We start from the raw sequence: 23,733 nt of genomic DNA, 5'->3' as shown, positions 1-23,733 counted from the left end.
ATAAAGGCTAATTTATTGCAAGTATCTTAACAAAACTTTGCATCGTGTCCCATTTTGCACGTATCTCGGCGGCCACCCTCTTTGGCGCCAGAAATCAATTCTTCAACCCATCCCTGAGCTTCTGCCGTTTTTATTACATTAAAGACAATTTCTTGTAAATCATTACCCCCTGCAATCACATCTAACTTTTTATCAAATTCAAATAATAAAAATTGCTCTAATGAAGATTTGGTAGGAAAAGCATCAACCAAAGCATCCCGTAATTTTTTATACTGCTGACCAGATAAGTTTATAGTAGCTCTATTTATATTTAAAGATTTCTGCCTCTCTGTTTCCAATTCCCGTTGTAATGGAGTATTTTGGACTTGAGATTCCCGATAATCTTGCTTACGTGACAAATTCACATCATCAATCAATCTGCGAACATCTACAGATTCATAACTTTCTTCGCATTCAACTTGATATTTACCAGCTTTTAAACGCTTACGTAAATTTTCTAACCGATAAGCATAAGGATTTTCACTGACTGTACATTCTTCACAGTTACATGAAACCAAAGTTTGATATTGCAAACGTTCAAAAGAACGATGGATTTTTTCTAGTTCGTGGGTAACAACTGCGAGTAACTCTTTTTTGCGGTTTCCAGATACGCTAACTTTAATTTCTCGTTGATTGTAATTTTCAACGACCTCAACGCGCGTTTCATCTTTATTAAGAACAACACCGCTTTTCCAAACGAGTTTTTGATTTTCAATCCAAGGGTGTGTTTCTACAATCAAGCGCGTGAGAATACCTTTGGGCATAAAATCATACTTGTAGCGCAAAACGAGATTATGAAATTTATCCCAATAATACTCAGGTTGCTCAATATCGAGTAATTGCGGTGCAATGTAGTTACCAGGACGGCTAGGAATTTGATAGCAGAGCTTAAACCGCATCATTAATTGTAGTAGTTCATCTCGCATCTCAGCATATTTACTGTCTTGCCAAATATCAACAAGATTTTCTTGAGTAAAACATCCCAGATTTTGTTTAACGGTTTTATTATCTAAAACTTTATAAACCGCAGTTGTAGCCCATTCTGGTCTAAGAATAACATAATGTTTCAGCGTCGAATCGTCTTGGAAATGCAAACAAACACCAAGGTCATGCAGATAACGACTTAACCGCAGCATGTCCTTGCGGTCAGTCAATTGATTAGTTTCACAAAGTTGAAAATATTCACTAAGCTCGATATAATCGCGAGTTATAGAATAATTTTCCAAAGCTACACGAACCCGCACCCAGAGTTTTGGTAAAGGTGACTTATCACCAACATGAGGAAGACTACTGATATAAAATTTGATTTTTTCTTTAATTTCAGCTAAACTACGATTTGTTGCTAAATTAGTTGCTAAAACTTCTTTCAAATTCGTAAATTCTCCGCGTAACTGACGCTCGTTTACCTCAGTTTCACGGTCTTGCTTTTCATTCTTAATAATCAAAACAGGACTATTATCGCTTAAAAGTTCGGCAACTTTCAACCACCAATAAAAATCTGTATTTTCTTTACGCGTATCAGCGACTAAAGCATAAAGAGAACGTTGGGTAAGAAAAAATTGGTGGGTTTGGTGGTAGATTTCCTGACCACCAAAATCCCAAATATTAACGCGAAATTCATGACCATTGTCAAGCGGAAACTTCCACTGAATAACATTAATACCTTCAGTTGACTTCTCACTTGATTGAAGTTCGTAGCTTTCATCTTTAATTTTCTTAGCCAAAGAGGTTTTACCTGCACCCCCTTCACCAATAATTAATAACTTTGCTTCATAGAGGTGTTCTGTTTCTTTGGGGTCTTGCACTCGAAAGTAAAAATCAAGTATTTCCTTAACATCCCCCGGTTCTCCAAATACAATATCTTTTTTTCCTAAAATCTCTGGTGGAACAGGGACTGGGTTTCCACGTAAATCAAGTTCTTTAAGTTTGCTAAGTTGTTTTATTTCTGTTGGTAAACTACTCAGTTGATTTTTGCTCATGTCAAGGAATTGTAAGTTTATCAGTCTACCCATCTCTGCTGGTAAGCTACTCAGTTGATTACTGCCCAGAGTAAGGAATTCTAAGTTGACAAGTTTTCCTATTTCTAATGGGATAACACTCAGTTTATTCACATTAAGGTTAAGATATTTTAAGTTAATAAGTTTTCCCATTTCTAATGGGATACTACTTAGATTATTTCCCATTAAAGTCAGCGATTGCAAATTAAATAGTTGCTCTATTACTGGTGGTACACTACCCAATGGATTTGCGCTAAGGTCGAGAGTTTGCAAGTTAAAAAGTTGTCCTATTTCTACTGGTATACTACGCAGTGGATTCCAACTAAGGTCGAGAGTTTGCAAGTTAACTATTTGCCCTATTTCTGCTGGTATACTACTCAATTGGTTCCAACCAAGGTTGAGGGTTTGCAAGTTAACTAATTGCTTTATTTCTGCTGGGATATTACTCAGTTCATTTCTAGTAATGTCGAGGGTTCGCAAGTTAAATAATTGCCCTATTTCTGCTGGGATATTACTCAGTCTATTCCGGGCAACTTGAAGTTCTTCAAGTTGATTGAGCAATCCAATTTCTTTCGGTAAATAACTCAAATTATTTCCGATAGCACCAAGAAACTCACCATCTTCGTCATACTCATACTTACCGAGAATCAGCTTTTTGAGTTGAGTCAGCTTACCAATCTCAGGTGGTAAAGCTGTTAACCCGTTACCAGAGAGGTCTAATTCTGTCACTCCCTCTGCTGCGGCTTGTTCTATTACCTGTAGCAATTCTTCCTCGGTCATCAGCCAATACTGAAATGTAACATATCGATTATAGTTATTTTAACTACATGCTGTGAAAATGAAGCAACACTCCAAAGGTGCCCTTTGCACCTAATTATTCACACAATACAAAATGCGGACATAGCAAAAGTCAAACGCAAGTCCATTAATTAGCATCTTACACAAAGACTGTATAAACCACTAAAAGTTTAAATGCAAGTAGTAAAAATTGCTCATTTATCGTCAGTCCTCTTATAGAGGACTTTTGCTATTAGTGGTTTGAACCACACGCGGGTTAATTTTTAATGACGGATTACAAATCTATTGAGTATTGATTATTACAATGTATCGATTGCGTTAGACATCGCGCCTTGGAGCGCGACAACAATCGTAACTGTATACAAACAAGCATTCAAGTAATAATAGTGACTATAATTTTAAGATAATTACTTAATACAGGGCTAAATTACAAAAAATGCTTTGTGAGTCCGGCGTATAATATTTTATGTACAGCATGTATAATTTAATTTTAAAAATTGTATAAATACTTAAATATTCTTGAATAAGTAGTGATGCACAAGCTCTTGCATTCTCGTATATTAAAGCTGCGGCGCCAGTATTTTTTGGGCAGTCGCGTTAATTTGCGGGAAAGTAAGCGACACAATTTGTTGATTTCCAGTAAATACTGTTTGATTGTAAACTTTTCCTTGTAGCAAGCAGACTGTCACCTTATCTTCTAACGGGTCAACAATCCAGTATTCATCGACACCAAAGGCTGCGTACTCTAATGTTTTGATATTATAATCATCGATTATTAACATTCGTCCAAGCCAAAATAATCGTTCGATGATAATTCAAGACGCAGCAATGAAAGAACGTCTAAAAAGAATTACTGAGGATTTAATAGGTGGATACCAAATCGACTTTAGATGAAAAAAAAGCAAGTTTCCTTAGCGAAGATATTTCACACCGCTTAGGACATATCGCTTCCAACCTAGCGCGCGTTCGCTCGTTTTGTAATAGTGCGTTCAAAAAAGGTGTAGAGGTTGTAATAGATGAGACAGAATGGTTTATTGAGTGGATAGCACCAGAAATTGAACCAGAACAAGCTGAAGAATTAGTTAATATTCAAGTTCAACTCGCGCGCTGGCAACTTAATTTAGATAATATTTTGTTAGATGAACTTCGTCGAGAAGAAGTAGCCAAACAAGCGGAAACTTACTCACAGAGAGTTTTAGATATGTCAGGTTTACTTGAATCTCTAACATGATATTAAATGTCAAGGTGGAATTGTTGGGGATTTGTGAGAATAAATATATCGTTTTCTTTGATTAAATCACCTGTACACAACACTGGTAAGCGTTCGGTATATGCTTTAATTGCGAGAATATATTCATGGTCAGTTAGTGTAGTGTTAACTGGACGTAATTTGTCAACAACCACACCAAATAATGTAATATCACCGCTTATTGTGCCTCCATTAAAAGATGTAATTTGTGTTACTAATCCTTGAAGAGTGATATTAGGATAATTGGTAATAAGTTCGCCAATAATTTCTAATTGTGAGCGATTTTGAACAGTCGCAAGGGTTTCTACAGCTTCACACACACGCGAAACATAATCACCCAAATCTTGACTATTGGGTAACAATATTTCAAATTCGCCTCGTTGCGGTTCTTTCTTTAACCAAATCGTACCATTATCTAGAAATGGACGGTCGAGGCGCCATCCATGAGATTGGAGATAGTCCCTTAATTTTTCTAGTTCGATATTTCTGAAAACTTCCGCATCTCGAACTATAACTTTCATGCTTTACCTCCTTGGGAGAAATGCATTGCACGAACGGCGCCCATTTCATCGTAAAATCTACACAGGGTATATACGAGGGTGTAGATATGGCAAAGGTCGAGCGTGAATCTATCAACTTTAAGTTGCCGAAACCCTTAGCCGACGCGCTTCGTGCTAAAGCTGCTGAACTTAATAAGTAACTGGACAAAATTAATTACATAAATACGTGGTAGAATATTGGAGACCAAAAAGGTGCATTTATTAAGATTTTATATGATATTCATTAGAGACATCAATCCCCTATCACTTAAATTGCTAGAAAGAATTTATCGTCAAAGCCGACATCATCAGGTACGACAGAGAGCGCATTGCTTGATACTAGCAGCAAGTGGCAAAAAAATGAAAGAGTTGATAAGGATTTTTCAGGTAAGTTACAAAACAATCTATAACTGGTTTGACCGTTGGGAGTTAGAGGGAATAGTCGGATTGTACAACAAGCCTGGAAGAGGTAGTAAGCGAATATTTAGCGACGAACAGGAAGAAATAATTAAAAAGTGGGTTGATGAAGAACCAAGACAGTTAAAAAAGGTATTACAAAAAGTTAAAGAAGAATGGGGAATTGAGGTAAGTACTAAAACAATTAAAAGAATAATTCAAAATTTATCTATGAGTTGGCATCGAATGCGTAGAGATGTTGGTGGAGAGCCAGACCCTATAGAATATAAGGAAAAGAAGGCACAACTCGAAGAGTTAAAAAAATTAGATTCAGAGGGTAAAATAGATTTATATTATTTAGATGAAACTGGATTCTGCTTAATTCCTTCTGTCCCTTATGGTTGGCAAAATATTGGAGAATATTTACCAATTCCAAGTAATCGTAGTCGGCGCCTAAATGTATTGGGCATTATGAACAGAAATAACCATCTTGAAACTTATGTCTCATCACAAAGTATTAATTCAGATGTTGTTGCTCATTGTATTGATACTTTCTTTTCTACAGTAGATAAACCAACAGTAATTGTTGTTGATAAAGCTTCTATTCATACAAGCAATGCCATATTCGATAAAATTGAAGAATGGCAGGAGCGTGGGATTACAATATTTGAATTACCATCATATTCGCCACAATTAAATTTGATTGAAATTCTCTGGCGATTTATCAAATATGAATGGATTTAAATATCTGCTTATTCGAGTTGGCAAACTTTTGTTGCATCTGTTGAAAAAATCCTTAGAGAATTTGGAGAAAATTATGTAATTAATTTTGTCTAACTACTTACTACTGCCACCGACCTCGTAATACAAGGGTTAAATCATGTCTTGGGTGACATCCCTGGTGTAGAAGGGAGCGTAGAAATACGTCTATACGAATTAGAAGAAGAATTTTGGCGCCTGAAACAAAATACAAATGTCGGCGCCAACCCTGAGCATGAAAGCAGATTAACAGCATTAGAAAATAAATTTGAAACCGTCACCAACCAACTAGCAAAATTCGAGGGTGCGTTATTGGTGATGCAAAGTAGTATAAATGCATCAAAGTCTCGGAAATCAAGTTATTCTCAACCATATAACACTCAACCAATTAAAATTGACCCCTTGGATGAGAAAAAACTGGCTTTTAGACTTAGTACGACAGTTTCAACGCTAACAGAAAAACGTAATACTCTCAGTGCCAAAGAGTTTGAAGCATGGACAAGAGACAAAGACAACGTTAAACGTGGCTGGAGATATGACGAGAAAGAGGGGTTGTATCATGAAGTAAACGCAACTTGATTTATGAACGTACAAGTTATTATTTTGGTTGACAGCCAACCGAATGAAGATGATTTATCTAATTTAAAATTAGCAGCATCAAAACTCACAAACAGGCAATCAAGCATTGCGGTACATGTAAATAAAGAAGGTAGATATTATGCTTTGACTACTAATTTTACAATGAAAAACGTAGCGCAGTATAAAGTAGTAGACGACATTGATGAAGAATTTCAATTCTGGACTGTTGAATTAAATGGCTATCAAGAAACGATTATTCGTTTCCCGCGCTGAGTATTTTTATCCAACAAACACCATTAATTACATATACAAACGAAAAATTACTGTAAGGAGAAACCAAGTGGCTCTTGTATTTGTTCACGTTTATATACCCGTAGAAAAAATTGGTAAGCTGAATAACCATACAGAGTCTCTAGCTCTAGAGGAAATTGAGATGTCGAGAGTTCCATGTGTGGGAGAGTTTGTTAGGTATAAAGGGTATAATTACAAAGTCGATAAAGTAATTCACAATCTGGATTTTGATAGAAGCAATTCTTTAGCCATAGTCAACCCGGAAGCATTTATTCATGTGTCGCTATGTGATTTATAAATCTTAGTAGTTGAACGCGGTTCGCGCTGGTTTCCCTTTCTTCTCGCTCTCTAAATGCTTTTCAATTCGCTGTATTTTAGTATATATATAATCCACCTGTTTTTGAGTTTTATAAATCTGATGTTGTGTAATTTCAGGTAATGATACAGGTACCAATTGAAAAGTTGCCCTGGTGAAAAGTGCCAAAAGCAGGGAGAAAAAGAATATATAAAATATTGCCCCCACCCAGGATAACGATAAATTTAATTCACAAATCCAAGTCAAAACCGCGTTTTCCAACTGGCGCCATATGCGAGTTAGCATTTGCGTTCGTCTGCTTTTCTGGGTTTGAGGGTTGGTCAATTGTTCTATTTTCGACATCAGGCGCCTCTGGTTCTGTGCTACATCCCAAATCTCCCCCTTTATCTCGGTCAACTCCCTGTTCGCTTGAGTTATCGAAATCTCCCTTTTCAATTCCCCCATTTGAGCAGTTGTCAATTCCACTTTCAACAACTGTTTCTCTTCGAGGGTTTGATTCAATTGAGTCAATAGTTTTTTCAACGTTGGTATTTCCCCAACGACGCTTTTCAAACTCTCGGAGGCTTCGCTCAAGTCCGTCAATTGCTCCAACTGTTGCTGCGAGGTTGAGTCTAATGCGTTCAACGCTGTCCCAAGCCTGTTGCAAGATTGAGCCAGATTGTTGATTGTCTCGCTCTGGTCGGCTGCCGCTGCTAATTGTTCCGTCGTTAGTTCCGCCCACTCAGATAATTCCCCTTGTAATTTTTTAAACAAATTTTTCCAATCTTCTGGGGCTGTTTCTGTTAGCTGTGCTAAATATCCAATATATTGCACCAACCGAAACGCTGGGTCATCTTGTTTCATTCCGGAGTCAAGCGCGAACCGCAACACTTTAGTTTGAAACTCTGGAGGTTTATCCTCTAAAAGTTTATCTAAATGAGATTTATCGGCATTATTATTTTTACCGCTTTTACTGTTTCTATTAGTTGCAGCCATTAATCTAACCCCAACTGTACTGCTGCTTTTTCTAACTGAGTTTCTGCTTTATCAATCCAACCAAATATCCGGGATTTATTACTCACAGTTAAAGCATCATGTTCCAATGCTAAACGGAAAGTTAAATCATTGGAGTCGATAAAGTCGAAAATATCATCAAACAACTCTGGTAATAGTAACTCTACTCCACCATACGCAGCGATAGTTGAGCGCACTTTGGAATTGTCGTACCGAATAAACTTATTTTCCGAACCCCAGTAAAGATTTTTAGCCACCACATAATCTACCTGGGCGCCACAAAAATCTACTAACCGTTTTAACTGCACGACGCTATCTTTTACCCTTCCCAACACAGAAACCATTGTGATGCGGTATCCCATACGCTGTGCATTCTCGAACAGACAAATATCATTTGCTATTTCCTCAAAATATTCCGCCGCTCCAGCAGGTAAGTCCACCAACGAAACTTTGGGAGAAAAACGCCCTAAATCATCCTGCAAAGCATCGGCACCACCACGCTGATTTAACTTCAACGTTTGCACTCCAGGAGGAAGTTGATTGTAGTGCCGATATAGTTGTGGGTTTGACTGGTCGCACTCATAAGCGATGCAATTTATATTTCTATGACGGTAAGTATCCAAAAGAATTCTCGCCATTACACTTTTACCAGTTCCACCTTTATCCCCGGTTACTAGCACTAACCGTCCAGTGCATTTTGGTTTCGCTGTGGTTTGTTTTGCAGTAGTTTGTTTTGTTTTGGCAACCATCAAAAGCTCCTTTTCGGTCAATTACAAATCTTCGTCGTTTATTAATTGGGGTTTGAAGGCTAAGGAATTAGTATTGTTAGCGTCAGTATTGTTGTTTGTGGCTAGGGAACGTTTATCAGTTGAATTTGCTTTATTTGGTTGTGTTACCTTAGATTGTGGTTGACCATTTCTGGATGACTTACCGTTAGTTTGTGCAGTCTCAGTTGGGTTAGAAGAGACAGGCATTTCTTCAACTTCCGCACGTATATTGTTATCTATCTCGCTCCCACGAGTGTCCCCTAGAGAGGACTTAGATTTTTTACGAGTTTTTTTCCGGATATCGTTGAGCAGGTATTTAATGCGTTCTCCACTAATATGGATATCCAAAGAAGCTAACGTAGTTGAAACCTCAGAATAGCTATAACCTAACCGCAGCACCCTTTCAATCTGTCGGCGCATCTTCCTAATAGCATCGCGCGCCGATACATCGTCTAATTCCTTTGCACCCAAAGCCCTCAGCGCATCTAACGCCTCTGGAATTTTAGATTTAGAAACTCTATCTTGTGTCACGGAGATAACGACTCCCAGTAAAGATAATTCAATCTCTTTTTTTGTTTTACCTCGATTAACAGTTACCGTACTTCTCTTTTAACACTTCGTTATCATTTTTTTTATTAATTCAAACAAAATTATAACATTTTGACAAATTTTATACCTAAAGGTAGATATGCCGTATATCAATTATTAGAGTGAGTTTATATCTAAAATTCCAAGCAATCAAAGTATTTTGTTCCAAAAAACTAGTTAGAATATTCGATAACAATTCACTTTCATTCTCATCCGCACAGGCGCCTCTAAAACTTTCTCTTATAAGTTATCTATAGTTAACTTATATTCACAGGCGCCCGCGCTTTCGTTTGTCTCACAGTTAACTTATAATCACAGGCGCCTGGTTATTCCAAAATCCTCCGTGATTAACCCACAGCTCCCATGCTCCAAATTTTCCGTGACCCCCGGCGCCTCGGTAGGGAGCCAGCCATGCCCTAAAACTTACGTTTTACCAGAGCGTTACGCTCGGTACGGGCAGACTGGCTCAAGGGGGATACCCCCTTAAGAAACCCCCGGCTTCGGTATCGAGCGCCTTAATTACGTCCAATCTTGAACACCACAGGCGCCTTAACTACGCCCAAATTGACAACACAACAGGCGCCATCTACAAGCACACCATCAGCAACCCTTAAATGAACACACTTTGATTAAAGAAAAACCCATGTCACGCTCAATAGTTCGCACCAAAATAATGCAAATCCGCGTATCCGACTTGGAATTTGAGATGATTCATTCGAGAGCATCCCAAGCCGGACTCTCATGTTCAGAGTTATTTAGACGTAACGCACTACTGCGTCCATTACCGAAGCGAGTTACTAAAATAGCCATAGACACTTACATTGAACTAGGGAGAATTGGAAACAACATCAATCAACTAACAGCATCCGCTAACGCGGCAATAAAACTGGGGCAAAAACCACCATATTCGTGTGACGAGTTAGAAGCACTTCGAGAAATACTGCATCAAATACGCCGAGAAATTACATCGAGTGATGAGTCACTCCTTGAAGACGAAGACGACTTAGACGACTAGGACCACAACGAAGCATTAAACGAACAATGATAGCCAAGCAAATTAAAGGACGAGGCTTTCGCGGTTTACTCGAATATGTCGAGAACAAAGAAGAAGCCGAACTAATTGGTGGAAATATGTCAGGTCGAAACCCGCGAGAACTAGCAGCCGAGTTTAGATTTTCACGACAGCTAAACCCAAACGTTGAGAGAGCAGTTTATCACGTATCGCTTTCACTGGCGCCGGGTGAATATTTACCTGACGACACCTGGAACGAAATTGCCGAGCGCTACTTAACAGGCATGAACTTTAACAACAACCAGTACGTAGTTTACCGCCACAGTGACAAAGACAACGACCACATACATATAGTGGCAAGCCGCATCAAACTAAACGATGGCAAATGCGTACATGATGGATGGGACTACAAGCGCAGCGAAGTAATAGTTCGGCAGCTAGAACAAGAGTATAACTTAGAACCAGTACCATCCAGCCATGAGAAACTAGAGCGTACAGCCAGCACAGGACAACACCGCCGAGTAGAACGAGAGCAAGCCGAGTACTCCAAAGGTTTAAGAGAAGCACCCCCAGAACAGCCAATAAAAGTTAAACTCCAAAAAATAATTGACGGCGCCACTACCGACCACCCAACAATGTCAAAATTTATAGAGCGATTACTTGAACTTGGCGTAGAAGTTCGTCACGGTTTGACTCGTAACGGCAAGTCAAAAGGCATTAGCTACAAATTATCAGGACAAGCATTTAGTGGTTCTCACCTAGGAGCAGCATACACATGGACGGGACTACAAAAGCACAAAGGTGTAAGTTACCAGGATATAAGCGATAAACAGTTGGTACATAATGCGGCGCCAGCAAAACAAGAAAACAGCAACTTGCCCATCGACACAAACATTAATACAGACACTACTGATATTACAAACTCCAAGCGCGCGCATCAACAAACATCCTTAAACAGAGAACTTGAAGCAGCCAACCAACAGGACATAAAGATAGTCAAACACTTACTGCAATCAGGAAGACCATTAGAGGAAATAAAACAAAGCATCAACGCTACTCTGACTGAACGTACACCAACCGAGATTAGAGAGTTAGTTATGAAAGCAGCATCTGAGCTACAGCAAGAACATCAAAAACTTATTAGAATGCAGAAAAAACAGATCGAATCAGAACGTTAACTCTGTATAAACTGACATTTTGCAGGATTCTCTCTAAGTTAATAATACTCAGTAATTGTAAATTATTCGCTGCGTTCTAACCCGCTGTGCGTGTTGCAAACCCGTATGCTAACAGCAAAAGTCCTCTTGAAGAGGACTAAAAAAAATGTTATTTTTGTTACTCTATATTATCTGTTGTGTAGTTTTTACTTAGAGGTGCGAGATAGAGGGGCATATTTGAACATTTATACTATTTTTTCTTATTTCGATTTTTTCGACGGGATTCTTTTTGGATTTTTTTCTTTTTATTAGCTTCAGCTTTCCCTGGCTTAAATGAATTAGTAAATCCTGATGGGCTAGAGAAGACGCTATTATTTTGTTTTAATTTATCATTACGAAAACAAGCCCATGATTTCATCTCAGTGATTATATCGGTAATTAAGGTAAATTGGCGATTTTGACGAAGTTTGATGAGTGCTGCTTCTGTACCTTTTTGAAATGTATCATCTACGCTCTCTTGGTCTATAAATAAATCATCTATTAGGTTTAACTCGAATGCTTCGTCAATTTGTGGCTTTAACTCGACGGCGCCAAGTTTACAACTATTGATTACCAATTTAGTTTTAATAAAGTCTGGTTGAGTTTCGGGTTCTCTGGAAAAAAGCTCTGCAAAATATTGAATAAGCTGCTCTCTAGGTATAATTTCTTCGGCAACTAATGTTACTAATGATTTTAACGCTGCACTTCTAACGTATTCATTAGCTTGTTGGTTTTCTATTAGTTGTTTTAATGGCTGAAGATTTCCGTCAAATACTGAGGCAATTATTCTGTTTAAGTCGTCTGTTACTAGGTCTCCTGTTACATCTAAGGTTATATCTCCGGGAATTGAGAAAAAGTCGAGAATTAATGGGTAAGCTGCTTCCTCTCTAAATTGAGCTAGTAAATATAGTGCGTAAAGATGTAAGAAGTATGTTGAATCTTCTAATAAATCTTCTAGATTGTTTTTACATTCTTCCAATATCTCTAACAATTTTGGAGTAATTTCGGTTTTTTGTTCAATAGCGCTCTCTAAAGCTAAACGGGGAAATGTTCCATTATAGGTTTCCAATTGAGACAAAATTTCTTCTAACAGCATACTCAATATTTGGCTGATAAAGATACGAGACTTACAATTATTAATTTTCACATAATCTGTTACATCCGAGCCAATTATTTAAAATCAGATTTCCTCTTGCCTTCTTGTTTAAGAAACTATTGCAGCTAAATATACACAACTCCTCAGTATAAACATATAAGGATACGTGGCTTAATCTTCCCTACTACTTAGATTCTTGAAAGCTGGTATATCACAGCGCGCTTGGTAGTTTCAGATGGCACTTCTGCCCTCTGTCTCCAGTGAGCGCTGACAAATGAAATTAAACCCTTTTATATTGACTTTTCTCAACCTTGTTCATCCTGATTTTTTAGACGTTGAGCAAGTAAACAATCCTCAAAGCTAAATGCTTCTTCATCCAGAAAACTAGATATTGCCATTTCAATGGTAGCTTCGAGTGGGCATTCAAGTTCAGCGGATTTTTTTAAAAGTGCAGCTTTTATATAATCAGGCAAGTTGTTAACAAGCTGATCAATCGCTTCAGAGGAAAGATGTTTGGTACTAAGAGTTTGAGTCATACTTCTCTAGGAATTTTAACGTTGTAAGGAGGATTACTAGCTTGGAGAATAAGAGTCTCTAGTTCATATAATAACCCTGGTTTTTGCCATTGGTTGAGAGTGACGAAGGCAATACGCACATCTTCTGGGTCGTAGCGGTCAAGCCATCCCCACAGAAAAGCTTTGTGTCCCCCACGTAACCTGTCTCGTAGGTTTTTAGCTTTGCCAATATAAAGTAACCCTTCGGTCAAATGTCGGAATGCATATAAGCCTGCTGTAGCGGGGATGCTTAAAAACTCATGACTGAGAGGATGACATTGATCAAAAGGAGTGAAAGCGAGAGTGTCAAGAATTTGGCGGGCTTCTTGTTGGATAGAGTCGGGCATGGTAGCAGGAAATTACATTTGCCCGATTTTACCTTGAGTAGAGCAAGAGGAATTTATCTATTAGCGAATACATTTAAGTATAGGGGTTTTGCATAGAGCGAAGCCCTTATATCGCTCCAAACCTCGTAGTGATAATAAGCTTCATAATACTCTTTACCCTTTTTGTGACAGTGCGCCAATGTATGCTGCCGCTCCCATCACCCTTATGTCGGCGCCTTTTCAAGCGTGGATATATTTGTTGTATCTGAGTTATCCCCTAGGAATTGGGAAGCATCTTGTGAGTAGCGAGATATTATAGATTCTTCGCTGCGCTCAGAATGACAATTTAGGGATGCTTCTAAAAGTTCAGGCGTCTCATCGCTTTTCCTAGGGGATATATTTGTGTCTTGCTTATCCCCTAGGAAAATTTCAGGATTATTGCTGGGAGAGGTTTTCAGTAATTTGGATAGTATTGCTTGTGGTAGCTGCACTACTCCATACGCATCGAAGACGAATTGAAACCGCGCGCTGTTATCTCCCCAGTAAATTAGGATATGTGATTGCCTTGCTGGTAGTTTTGGTTTGTAGTTTGTGTCGAGGAATTTGATTCGCCCTTTCCAAAAACAGACTGGTTGAGTTTTTAATATGGGTGATAACCAGTTAGTATCTGTGGCGCCTAGTAGTACATGTATTTAAATGTACTTTTAATAATCGCGCTTAGTAACTGTGAGCAATGGCAAAGTCAACCATCGGCGCCTATGCGTCGTAGCGTGTACTTTACCAGCAATTGCAACGAATGCGGTTATGGTTTGGAGCAACGAGAGTTTTACCTACGCCATCAAAGGTTTAAGGTTTTCAAGCTTCACAGTTAGGATATCCTCTCTCCAAACCTAAATGTTACAACATTGTCATACATAAGAATAAGTACCAAATTGACAGTTGAGCATCAGTTGCACTATTTTGATGTTTGTGTATATAATACTTTTTAGCAGCAGATTTGTCTTGTCTTCCAAATCTAGCGTTTAACCTAGTTACTAAATTTAACTCTTAGATATAACTCTTAATTTAACTCTTAGATATAACTCTTAATTTAACTCTTAGATATAACTCTTAATTTAACCATTAGGTATAGCTTTTAGTTTAAACGTAATAAAGAAATTGAAGCGGAATGTAGAAGAAGGCTCTGCTGCTAAAGCCAAAAACTTATCCGCCACTAAAGCAACCAGCGGAAAGCGCTTATTTATCAGCTTGTCTGATGATACTGCTTATCTGCTTAAGTTCCTTGCTTAAACCAAGGCATTACTCTCAAAATGAGGCTCTCCATAGGGCTATTGCAACGGAGGTGTACCTTTTGGAGGAGAGAATGCAGCTTCACTAAAGTTTTACTTCAGAAGCCTGATAAGGAGATTCGCGAAGTACTCTTTAGGTAATGCAAGGTGAGGTGGCTCCTGTAAAAAAATTGGAGTCGTTTACTTTTTATGAAAATTGATAGCTGTGGCAATGCTGCAACTTCTGGCACACATGATGAAAGTCAGTTTAACTCAACCAAATCAGAACCTGATATTTCTTCGAGTGGAGACTTGCAAATTTCTGATGACTTACAAGATGTTTCGCCAACAAACGAAATCGTCAAAGAGACTTCTGATTGGACGGATAAGCAAAGGGAAACAACTCGAACTAGGTTAGTCATGTGGTTGGTAAAGCTACTGGGTTGCTCGTTACTAGGTACTTTTACTTTGACAGGAGTAGCTGCATTTAGTCCTAAAGCTGACAAAGAGCTAATTAAGAATTTAGTTCCACAGCTTATTACAACTCAAGTTACTTTACTTGGTGTAGCTTTCGGTTACTACTTTGGCAATAAAGAAGATTAACCTCTTTTATCTCTGAGTTCTAAAGGCGCCTTCTGCATTTAGAACAAAATTTAAGACAAGGGAGTAGTGGCAATATTTGCTTACTATTCCGTTGTCAATGTTTCTAATTGGGAGAGTAATTTTTCTATTTGTTTGCGCTTTTTGGGGTCTGACCAAATACCCGATTTTCGGATTTTGGTAGTTACAGCAGCGAAGCGTTCTATATAATCATTAGAATCTTTTTTATTTGTAGATGTTGGCGCCTGATTTGAGGTAATACGTTGCTTGATTTCGCTTAATGACCAGTTGTTAGCAGTAGCTTGTTCTAAAAAAGCTGTGCGTTGTTCTAAATTAGGAATTTTGGCGATTATTTTGGCTTTGGTGTACTCAATGGCGCCACGTCGTAGTGCCTCAAGGATTTCTTCTGGAAGGTTTAGTAGGGGCAAGCGATTTTTAACGAAGGATTCCCAAGTCATTAACCCTAAGCTATCAAATACTTCTTTGACGATTGTTAGGTCTGGGTTTACAGACTCTGGCTGATTGGGGTTTAGGTTATTATACAAAGGAGCGCCCATAACGTTATGGGTTTCTGGGTTGCTATCTCCTTCGTCTTGGTCTATGACTTTATTGGTTATAGAGTCGCTTTCAACTTTGCCCATAACGTGATGGGTAGCTGTAGATGCTTTTTTCTGTTGGCGTTGTAGGCGATAAAGTACGGTTGTTATTTCCTTAATGTTTTTACCTAGTTTGAATGCTAGCAGTTGAAGGATGCTTTCGGTTTCCTCGATAGGGTTAAGGTCTTCTCGAAGTAAGTTTTCTATTATTGCCAGTTGAAAAGCTGTGTTGTCGTCTAATTCTCTGATTACAACGGGAACTTCTTTTAATCCAATACTTAAGGCAGCACGGTAACGTCGCTCTCCTGCCACTAATTCGTATTTACCTCCATCAATGAGGCGCACTAACAATGGTTGCAGTATACCATGCTGTTTTATGGATTCAATTAACTGCTCTAATGCCTCTGAGTCAAAGTAACGACGCGGTTGAGTCGATAGTACAATAATCTGTTCTAGTAGGATGGACGCTTGCGAATCGGTGTTTAATTTACCTGTGATTAACCCAGGTTCTTCTTTTTTGCTATTTAGGGGTTGCTTGGTTTTATTGCTTGTCATTTTGATAATTATAAAAGCAGGCTATTTTTTACAATACCCTAGTTGTGATAGGTGGCGCCTGCGAGCGTGGTTGTTATCTAGTTAAAAACTGCGAAGGGGAGTAGCGCTATGGAGAGTTTACCTGGCCTGTTACAAATGAAGAGAACTGGTGATGCAGCTATAAGTGGGCGCCTGTTTCAAGGGAGATAACTATTGCGGTAACGGTTTTTAGCTGCAATTGCAGGATTTGAAACTAATCTTAGGGACTTCCAAAAATTTAATTCTCCATCTTGTGGGGTAGGCACCTAAGCGAACACCTCCTTTGAATGAACAGGCAGGATGCCCATTCCACAAGAAAATATTGGAGATTTTTTTATTTGGAAGTCCTTTAGTACTATGTCAAGATATCAGATATCCAAGGTTATCATCTTTAGCAGACATACTATTTGTATAAAAGTAAGCACACTAAGAATAATAACGATAACCTTTATTACAAGGGGCTATCCCTGTGTTTCTTAGAAGAATTGGTTATTGATGTGTTACTATACTTAAGTATTTTAGGTAAAACTTTAGAATTTTTTTACAAAATCTGTCGCATTATCAGTATAAACCGATGTTATGTTGTAATGTAAGCTTAAAATAAATCCAAATACAAGGTTGAAAAGATTTATTGGGCAATACAAAGCACTAGTTTACGGAGAGATGAGTCGCAAGCTAGCCCTTATCTTTATCCTGGCGGTCAAATCTAAAACCTATTGAAGATACGGTTCTACCAAAAAAATGCATTTATATTTACCAGGAGATGATAATGGCTACCAAACTAATTAAGTTAGAAGATGGCACTTTAATAGAGGTAGAAGTGCCAGATGATCAAGCAAGGCAGATTGCTGCTAGTACTGCCGATAGAGTTAATGCTACTTTTGACAAAATTAAGCCGATATTGGTAAAGGCTTGTCGTCCGGTAGCTGCGGCTTGGAAAGAATTAGATAAAGAAATGCAGATTGAGCAAGCTGAAGTTGAAATCAGCTTTGGTTTTGAAGGTGAAGGCAGTGTATACGTTACCAAAGCTAGAGCTAGTAGCAATTTGAAAGTGAAATTAGTAATAAAACCTAATAATGAACCATGAATCAAAATTTTTCAGACTCAATTATTTTAATTACTAGCACTGATACGACTGATTACGGTGGAAACTTTGGCACAGGATTTGTGATTCATCAGGATGAACATATAACTTATGTGTTGACTTGCGCTCATGTAGTGGAAGAAGTCGGAGGAGTAGGTAGAGTAAAAGTTGGTGGTTATCCTGCAAAGGAAGAAGTTGCTTCGGGTAATAGGCAAGGCTGTGATTTAGCTGTTTTAGCAGTTGAAGATGGATTGACTAAACTACCATCACTAAAGCTAGGTGTAGTTGCCGAAAAGGGAAGAGAGTTTATTGCATCCGGCTGTTACACTGACGGCACAAAGACCCGTAAGCTAGCTTCTATTAGTGGCAAGTTAGGTGGAACACAAATAATACTGGAAGAAAGTGATCGCACTCCTGCCTGGAATTTAGAAATTAGTAATGATAGTGAACATGACTTGAAAGCAGGTTATAGCGGTTCACCTGTTGTTGATAAAGCCAGTGGCTATGTTTTGGGGGTGGTTGCTCAGTTAACAGGGCAAGGTAAGGGGGTGGCTATTTCTATAGAGGCTTTGGGCAAGATTTGGCAAGGAAAAGGAATGCCTCAAAATTTAATTAGTAAACCTAGTGCTGAAAAAATAAAGAGCGGAGGTAGTATGACTCCTGCCATGCAGAGAAAAATAGAGCGACTTAAGAGAGAGCTTAATCTTGCCGAGAAACAGTCTAAAGAATTGCAAGAACTAATTGAATTAATAGATGTTGAGATTAACGAGCATAGAGACGATTTGACACGGCAGCGTATGCTGAATCAAAAAAAAGAACGTTACGAACGAGAGCTTCAGCCACACGAACTAAAGGTAGAAACGCTGCTAACTGAGATTGACGAACTGACTCAAGAGTAATTATAAAAAGGAGGATTAAGTACTAATGATAGATGAAAACTTTTCTGCCAATAATCAAGAAACAGAACAGGAAAACGCTACTAGTACTCCAGATATATCTGCTGCTAGTGAAGAAAAAAATCAATTACAAAGCAGTAGCACACAGGGAAAGATTGCTGTTAATCAAGTAACAAGTGAGAAAGAGATTGGTGTAACAACGACACCAACTAACTTGCATCAGGAAAGAAGCAGCAAAATACCTAATAAGGGTTTAGACGATATAAATGCAGCGTCAGCTGATGTAAGCTCTAAAAACCCATTTAATAAAAAAGGAACTAGTCATAAAGGTGGCAAAGGCGAATTTCCTAATCAATCCCCAACAGAAGAAGATAAAGAGAAAAATAAATATAAGGATATTCCAGATAATATTTTAGAAACATGGCGGGAACGATATCAAAAAGAGATAGAACATTTAGATAAAAACTATAATAAGTTACGTGAAGAAATAGAAGGTTTAGACGAAGATTATAACGAAACTGACTCTCAAAGCCAAAAACGTACACTCAAGAAAAAGATAGAGAAGCTTGAGTCTGAAAGTCAACAGGTTAAAGAAAAGCTAGAACAGCGTGAGGAAGAGACAGAAAAAATTAAAGATGAACTTAATAAAAGAAATGCTACTAAAAATAAAAATCATGAACAAAGTCATAAAAATGATTCATCAGAAATTGAGATAATATCAGCTACGACTTTGTTCAAAGAAGATCAGGATATTGAAAACACAGTCTTTTATGTAGCAACTTTATTTCCAGGATTAAATGCTCAAGATTTTAAGCGAGTTGTTGGATTATTACTAAAAGGTAGAAAAAAATCTATTCCAGTTAATACACCAGTTTTTAATAATGATATAAGATTTGGGAATTCGGCAAATAATCACCCGAATGGAGGAGGAGGAAACATTGGAGTTGGTTTCCAACCTGGAATCGGTGTCCCACTTAATAATGCAGGAGCATTTCCAAATTATCAGTTTCAATCCCATACTCCCTTTATTGAAGAAGCAAAAACAAAGGAATTAACTGAAATTTGGCAAGAGAGCTTTGATAAACCTGACCAATATTTAAAGAAGTGCCATTTAAAAGTTGAGCGTCAAGATGGAAAACAGGTTATTACTTTCTCTCATCCTGAATTAAGAGAAAATTTTATAGCTTATTTCGAGAGTGAGCAAATCTTTTACTTTGAGCAACAATTGCAACGCACACAAGAACTAGATTTATTACTTGATTCTTCTCAGGAAGTTGCGGATAATGCAATTAATATAGCAGTCAAAACAGCAGTTTATTCTCCTAATAATTATGCAGAAGATTGGCTAATAGAACTCCTCATTAAAATTGCCGATGAGGATGAGAAGAAACAAGATATTTTACTTGAAAGATTGTCAAGGTTAATTTATCGTTTACAAATTGAGCCTGAGTATTTACATTCTGAAACCATAGCTCAAAAATTTTTAGATAGATTGATAAGTCCACAGTATCGTAAGCTGGCTTTTTCAATTATTAGATATTTAATATACTTACATTTACGTACTGGATTGCTAGGAATGCAATCGGCAAGAAATATATTAAATTGGTTGAGGCAATTGTTAGATAGTGAAGATTTAGAACAGGAAGAAGACGAAATCAATAATAAATACAGTGATATTAAATCAGATATTTATAATTTACTGGAAGAGACGTTATGGCAAAGTGGCTTTCATTTATATATTTATGAATTACTAGAAATTCTAAAGGAATGGTTGCCTGAAAAAGATACTTCGCCAGCACGATACTCTCCATCAAATATAGCTGGATTGTTGCTGTTATTTGCTTACTGTGGAGAAACCACATTAAAATTAGATTTAAAATGGTATGGCAAAGGATACTATGTATATCCTCTGTTTGCGCCATTAAAAGGTAGTCCTGATAGCAATGTAAATGAAGAATTCGATACTTTAGTTAGTTGGTTGTTATATCCGAGTCAGAACGGAGATCTGGCCGTCAAATATGTATTGGAAATGCTTGAAATTGATGAAAATAACCCTCTGGAAACAATTGGCTTTTTTATTGCAGAATGGTTCGTGATTATATGGGGATTTAAAGATGAAGAACCAGAAAAAGAAGCTTTGAATTTATTCGATAACTTACTTCGTCGTATTATTTTGATAGCCTCTCGTTCACAACAAAGACAGATTACGGAGCGTTGGACAGAACTCACAGAGGAGTATTTAGATAAATCTGTACAGTATGAAGAATCTGGCAATAAAGAGTTAAAGAAAGAGTTTATTATTAGGAGAAAACTACTGAGAGAATTGAAAAAACGATTTAAAGCATTACAACAAGAAAATTTAGAGAGCAACTAAGGAGATAAATATGAGTCAAGAAAATTTTCTCTATGATGTAATCCGGAAAGTAGAAAGAGCCGAAGCAGTTGCTAGAGCTAAAAATAACTATTCTACAGGAAAAGTTGTAGTAGTTGACAAACGAACAGGGGAAACCCAAGCGAAAATACCAACGATATCTTTTGGCGGCAACTTAGTATATTATATAGTTTCTAACGATTCTTCTATTTTTTCTGAGCCTAGAGAATTAAGAATAGAAATTACAGATTTTTCTAATAATCGGACGTTGGGTATATCTGTAACTTATCGTGCTAGTTGTGAAGCTGATAAGAATAATAATGAAGAAAAAGTAGCTAAAGCACTCCATAGTGATACTTCTCCAGAAGCAGAACTCGATAAAAAAATAAGAAGATGGGTGATTGAATTTACCCGCGACCGCGTTGCTGATTTCATCGATAATTATTTTGATGAAATTAAAAAATTGCAAAATAATCTCCAAACAAAAGCTAGAAATGAAGCTGGTCTAAGGCTTGATTTGAGAATTTCGCCTATTCAAACACAAGATGCCCGTAACCTAGTTTTCAGTAACAAAGATGCTTCAAATATTGCTGAACGTAGTGGCTTGATTATTGAAGTAGAGGATGTTGCTAGTAGTCGCCAGTTAAGTATTACTCTCGCTTACCGTGCTAGCTATGATCCTATAGATAGAGAAAAAGTAGCTCAACAACTGTTTACTACCGGTAAACCGATAAGAGACGAAATAGATAAAAAAATTAAATACTGGGTTAATTATCACCTTCGTGGACGCGAGGGTGAATTTATCGACCAATATTCAGGAAAAGTTACAGCATTAAAACAATATTTACAAATTACTGCGAGAGAAGAAATTGGTATTCAACTTGATTTAAACATTTCTTTAACCAAACAGGTTGAAACTATAGTAATTCCTCCTTCAGAAATTACTGTCCGTGTTTCTGATTCTGATGAGGCACTAGACCTAACTATTCAAACAGAATTATTAGTTTTAGACCGCATCAAAGCAATTTCACATTCAAATAGATGGGGAACTATACAACTAACTAATCTGTTGAACACAGAAATAAAAAATTATTTGCAATTACATACTAAAATCAGTGATTTTTATTATGAATTAAAAGATAAAGTTAGAAATGGTTTAGTAGATTATTTAAATCAAAAGCTAGCTGATAAAGGTCGCATAATTAGCTATTTATATCTAGATAGCAAGGTAGCTAATTCCTCACCACCGCCAAAAGAACTTGTTGAAATACAACATACAGTTGAATGTAAGGTTCAAAACTATTCAAGACCAATACGTGTAGAAAACACTCTTCAGATGTTACCTCAAGATGTGAGAAGGTATATTTCTGCACAATCTCCTAATTTACAAGCATGGGTTGAGAGCAAACTGGAAAAAATAATTAAACCTTTGTTGTTAACAAAGAAGTACATAGATATCCTAGATGATTTTCAAAAAGATTCTCAAAAGATTCGAGAAGCAATGGAAAGAGAAGCTGCTTCTATTGGTTATGCAGTAGAACATATTGTTTCTCTACCAAGAATCGAACATCTTAGACTAAAAGAAAATTTTGAAATTTTAGATGAAAACCAACAGTTCTCAACTAATACTGCCAGTATCAAAGTAAAACTCAGTACTAGTATTAACGCTAAATTTAAAAATTTCAATAAAATTGAGGATTATCTGAATGGTAATGTATCTCAAATTATTGAAGAAATGCGAAAGGTAGTAAATAGCACAACTAGGGAAGTGTTGCGTAGGATTGAGCCAGAACGTTTTTATATGCGTTTCTATGTTGCTGAAACACATGTAGAGAAATCTGTCGAACAAGAATTAAAAGAGACAATTGAAGCAACATTAAAAGAACGTTTTGGTGCCGAAATTATTAGTATTGTCCCTATTCCAGAACAAACAGAAATTATTGACTATTTACAAACACTAATGGGGATGATAGGTTCATTCGAGTGTAGTATTACTCCGTTGAGTGGTGGAGAAGTTGTTAATTTTAAAGGAGACTTTAAAATATTAGGTATTGAGACAGGTAGTTGGTATAGATTTCAATCTGTATTTCAATCTATGCAGCAGTCGCAGCAGCAGTTGCGGCAAAAACTTAAAGCGTTGAAAGAACAATACTCTAAGCTAATTAAAGCAGGAGATATAGAAGATAATAGTGAGGAATTAGAGGAGATAAGTGAGGAAATTAGTAAAATAGAAAGCCAGACTAGTGGCATATCTGAAATCAAAAACTCTATTGAAAAAAGCATTAACTCAAAACTGATGAATGCTGGCAGTGAGTTACTTAGATATACAGATATTCAACTATTGTCTACTATGGAACGCTACATCAACGAGTGGGCAAGGGGAAGCGTTATAGATCAATACGGTTTGGAAATTAGTATACGAAATTTGTCTCGTACTCGTACTGAGCAAGAAACTTATGTGTTCAAAGCTCAACAAACATTGGAAAAAGCAAAAGTTGATGAGGCTTTAGCACAGATTCAAGCAAGAACAGAGCTACGTAAAAAGCAGCTTGAAATGTCCTCAAGAAGAAATCAAGCAAAATCTGTAGAACTTGATAAATTATATGAGCGAAAAGCAAAACTGATTGCAGACCCTGATGCCGAAGCGGATGAACTTCAAAATTTAGAGGCTAAAATAAACCGTTTAGAACAAGAACTTCTCAACCCCTCTCTTGAGGATGCTGAAAGCAGTCTTCAGTTACTAGAGCCTAACAAAAATAAGGGTCGGAATTCTTTATTATTTGAAGAACAAATGAATCTACCACCTAGCCAAAGCAATTCAGATTCTTAATCTAAGCGTAATAGTAAGTG

Annotated in this window: 25 protein-coding genes and 1 pseudogene; 15 read left to right on the top strand and 11 right to left on the bottom strand. The window is 37.3% G+C overall.

Annotated elements, in window-relative coordinates:
• Positions 1–26: 26 nt before the first annotated feature.
• Both DSM106972_RS47490 and DSM106972_RS47485 read right to left on the bottom strand, forming a co-directional pair.
• Positions 27–2,816, bottom strand: a complete 2,790-nt coding sequence (locus DSM106972_RS47490) for a COR domain-containing protein (protein ID WP_127087241.1) — start codon at positions 2,814–2,816, stop codon at positions 27–29.
• A 578-nt stretch (positions 2,817–3,394) separates the two neighbouring features.
• Positions 3,395–3,616, bottom strand: a complete 222-nt coding sequence (locus tag DSM106972_RS47485; RefSeq protein WP_233786930.1) for a Uma2 family endonuclease — start codon at positions 3,614–3,616, stop codon at positions 3,395–3,397.
• A 25-nt stretch (positions 3,617–3,641) separates the two neighbouring features.
• Here DSM106972_RS47485 and DSM106972_RS56110 point away from each other — a divergent pair, with 25 nt between their 5' ends.
• A complete protein-coding gene (locus DSM106972_RS56110) occupies positions 3,642–3,728 on the top strand; it encodes a hypothetical protein (protein ID WP_411675400.1) in 87 nt (28 codons plus the stop codon).
• Positions 3,703–4,065, top strand: a complete 363-nt coding sequence (locus DSM106972_RS47480; RefSeq protein WP_127087240.1) for a hypothetical protein — start codon at positions 3,703–3,705, stop codon at positions 4,063–4,065. The genes DSM106972_RS56110 and DSM106972_RS47480 overlap by 26 nt, the downstream gene beginning before the upstream one ends.
• A gap of 2 nt (positions 4,066–4,067) precedes the next feature.
• Here DSM106972_RS47480 and DSM106972_RS47475 read toward each other — a convergent pair whose 3' ends face one another.
• Complete coding sequence (locus DSM106972_RS47475) at positions 4,068–4,604, bottom strand: hypothetical protein (protein ID WP_127087239.1); 537 nt, start codon at positions 4,602–4,604, stop codon at positions 4,068–4,070.
• Between the two features lie 20 nt (positions 4,605–4,624).
• Here DSM106972_RS47475 and DSM106972_RS51930 point away from each other — a divergent pair, with 20 nt between their 5' ends.
• From DSM106972_RS51930 to DSM106972_RS47455, 5 genes and pseudogenes are all read left to right on the top strand, one after another.
• Complete coding sequence (locus tag DSM106972_RS51930; protein WP_158633009.1) at positions 4,625–4,783, top strand: hypothetical protein; 159 nt, start codon at positions 4,625–4,627, stop codon at positions 4,781–4,783.
• Positions 4,784–4,856: 73 nt separating this feature from the next.
• Positions 4,857–5,855, top strand: a pseudogene (locus DSM106972_RS47470) (IS630 family transposase).
• A 48-nt stretch (positions 5,856–5,903) separates the two neighbouring features.
• Positions 5,904–6,356, top strand: a complete 453-nt coding sequence (locus tag DSM106972_RS47465) for a hypothetical protein (protein WP_186538294.1) — start codon at positions 5,904–5,906, stop codon at positions 6,354–6,356.
• Positions 6,357–6,359: 3 nt separating this feature from the next.
• Entirely contained in the window at positions 6,360–6,629 is a 270-nt protein-coding gene (locus tag DSM106972_RS47460; RefSeq protein WP_127087238.1) for a hypothetical protein, read from the top strand.
• A 67-nt stretch (positions 6,630–6,696) separates the two neighbouring features.
• Complete coding sequence (locus DSM106972_RS47455) at positions 6,697–6,945, top strand: hypothetical protein (RefSeq protein WP_127087237.1); 249 nt, start codon at positions 6,697–6,699, stop codon at positions 6,943–6,945.
• A gap of 3 nt (positions 6,946–6,948) precedes the next feature.
• On the opposite strand, the gene DSM106972_RS55590 is transcribed toward DSM106972_RS47455, so the two are convergent.
• From DSM106972_RS55590 to DSM106972_RS47440, 3 genes are read right to left on the bottom strand one after another with little or no spacing between them, the layout of a single operon-like run.
• Positions 6,949–7,938: a DUF6753 family protein gene (locus DSM106972_RS55590; protein WP_325052285.1), complete on the bottom strand. Its 990-nt coding sequence runs from the start codon at positions 7,936–7,938 to the stop codon at positions 6,949–6,951.
• Positions 7,938–8,705 (bottom strand): P-loop NTPase family protein, encoded by a 768-nt coding sequence (locus DSM106972_RS47445; protein WP_127087236.1) that lies wholly within the window; start codon positions 8,703–8,705, stop codon positions 7,938–7,940. The genes DSM106972_RS55590 and DSM106972_RS47445 overlap by 1 nt, the downstream gene beginning before the upstream one ends.
• Before the next feature lie 21 nt (positions 8,706–8,726).
• Positions 8,727–9,254 (bottom strand): hypothetical protein, encoded by a 528-nt coding sequence (locus DSM106972_RS47440; RefSeq protein ID WP_127087235.1) that lies wholly within the window; start codon positions 9,252–9,254, stop codon positions 8,727–8,729.
• Positions 9,255–9,954: 700 nt separating this feature from the next.
• On the opposite strand from DSM106972_RS47440, the gene DSM106972_RS47435 reads away from it, so the two are divergent.
• Together DSM106972_RS47435 and DSM106972_RS47430 are read left to right on the top strand one after the other, a co-directional pair.
• Positions 9,955–10,326, top strand: a complete 372-nt coding sequence (locus tag DSM106972_RS47435) for a plasmid mobilization protein (protein ID WP_233786929.1) — start codon at positions 9,955–9,957, stop codon at positions 10,324–10,326.
• A 26-nt stretch (positions 10,327–10,352) separates the two neighbouring features.
• Positions 10,353–11,501: a relaxase/mobilization nuclease domain-containing protein gene (locus tag DSM106972_RS47430; protein WP_127087234.1), complete on the top strand. Its 1,149-nt coding sequence runs from the start codon at positions 10,353–10,355 to the stop codon at positions 11,499–11,501.
• Between the two features lie 229 nt (positions 11,502–11,730).
• Here DSM106972_RS47430 and DSM106972_RS47425 read toward each other — a convergent pair whose 3' ends face one another.
• The 4 genes from DSM106972_RS47425 to DSM106972_RS47410 form a co-directional block, all read right to left on the bottom strand.
• Positions 11,731–12,615: a DUF1186 domain-containing protein gene (locus tag DSM106972_RS47425; protein ID WP_127087233.1), complete on the bottom strand. Its 885-nt coding sequence runs from the start codon at positions 12,613–12,615 to the stop codon at positions 11,731–11,733.
• Between the two features lie 305 nt (positions 12,616–12,920).
• A complete protein-coding gene (locus DSM106972_RS47420; RefSeq protein WP_127087232.1) occupies positions 12,921–13,151 on the bottom strand; it encodes a hypothetical protein in 231 nt (76 codons plus the stop codon).
• Positions 13,148–13,516, bottom strand: coding sequence for a GIY-YIG nuclease family protein (locus DSM106972_RS47415; protein ID WP_127087231.1), 369 nt, complete (start codon positions 13,514–13,516; stop codon positions 13,148–13,150). The genes DSM106972_RS47420 and DSM106972_RS47415 overlap by 4 nt, the downstream gene beginning before the upstream one ends.
• 203 nt (positions 13,517–13,719) lie before the next feature.
• Complete coding sequence (locus DSM106972_RS47410) at positions 13,720–13,986, bottom strand: hypothetical protein (protein WP_127087230.1); 267 nt, start codon at positions 13,984–13,986, stop codon at positions 13,720–13,722.
• 195 nt (positions 13,987–14,181) lie between these two features.
• On the opposite strand from DSM106972_RS47410, the gene DSM106972_RS47405 reads away from it, so the two are divergent.
• Both DSM106972_RS47405 and DSM106972_RS47400 read left to right on the top strand, forming a co-directional pair.
• Positions 14,182–14,367 (top strand): hypothetical protein, encoded by a 186-nt coding sequence (locus DSM106972_RS47405; protein ID WP_127087229.1) that lies wholly within the window; start codon positions 14,182–14,184, stop codon positions 14,365–14,367.
• A gap of 606 nt (positions 14,368–14,973) precedes the next feature.
• Positions 14,974–15,366 (top strand): hypothetical protein, encoded by a 393-nt coding sequence (locus tag DSM106972_RS47400; RefSeq protein WP_127087228.1) that lies wholly within the window; start codon positions 14,974–14,976, stop codon positions 15,364–15,366.
• Between the two features lie 83 nt (positions 15,367–15,449).
• On the opposite strand, the gene DSM106972_RS47395 is transcribed toward DSM106972_RS47400, so the two are convergent.
• Positions 15,450–16,514: a ParB/RepB/Spo0J family partition protein gene (locus DSM106972_RS47395; protein WP_127087227.1), complete on the bottom strand. Its 1,065-nt coding sequence runs from the start codon at positions 16,512–16,514 to the stop codon at positions 15,450–15,452.
• 787 nt (positions 16,515–17,301) lie between these two features.
• Between DSM106972_RS47395 and DSM106972_RS47390 the strand changes: the two genes are divergently transcribed.
• Genes DSM106972_RS47390 through DSM106972_RS47375 form a run of 4 tightly spaced genes read left to right on the top strand, consistent with a single transcriptional unit; the run spans position 17,302 to position 23,713 of the window.
• Positions 17,302–17,619 (top strand): CU044_2847 family protein, encoded by a 318-nt coding sequence (locus DSM106972_RS47390; RefSeq protein ID WP_201800887.1) that lies wholly within the window; start codon positions 17,302–17,304, stop codon positions 17,617–17,619.
• Entirely contained in the window at positions 17,616–18,515 is a 900-nt protein-coding gene (locus tag DSM106972_RS47385; RefSeq protein WP_127087225.1) for a S1 family peptidase, read from the top strand. Before DSM106972_RS47390 ends, DSM106972_RS47385 begins: the two co-directional genes overlap by 4 nt.
• 25 nt (positions 18,516–18,540) lie before the next feature.
• Positions 18,541–20,886, top strand: coding sequence for a hypothetical protein (locus DSM106972_RS47380; protein WP_127087224.1), 2,346 nt, complete (start codon positions 18,541–18,543; stop codon positions 20,884–20,886).
• A gap of 10 nt (positions 20,887–20,896) precedes the next feature.
• Positions 20,897–23,713 (top strand): hypothetical protein, encoded by a 2,817-nt coding sequence (locus tag DSM106972_RS47375; RefSeq protein WP_127087223.1) that lies wholly within the window; start codon positions 20,897–20,899, stop codon positions 23,711–23,713.
• The last annotated feature ends 20 nt before the right edge of the window (positions 23,714–23,733 follow it).

Origin of the sequence: Dulcicalothrix desertica PCC 7102 (assembly GCF_003991905.1) — a bacterium.
GTDB lineage: Bacteria > Cyanobacteriota > Cyanobacteriia > Cyanobacteriales > Nostocaceae > Dulcicalothrix > Dulcicalothrix desertica.
This window is presented reverse-complemented; position numbering and strand designations above follow the sequence as displayed.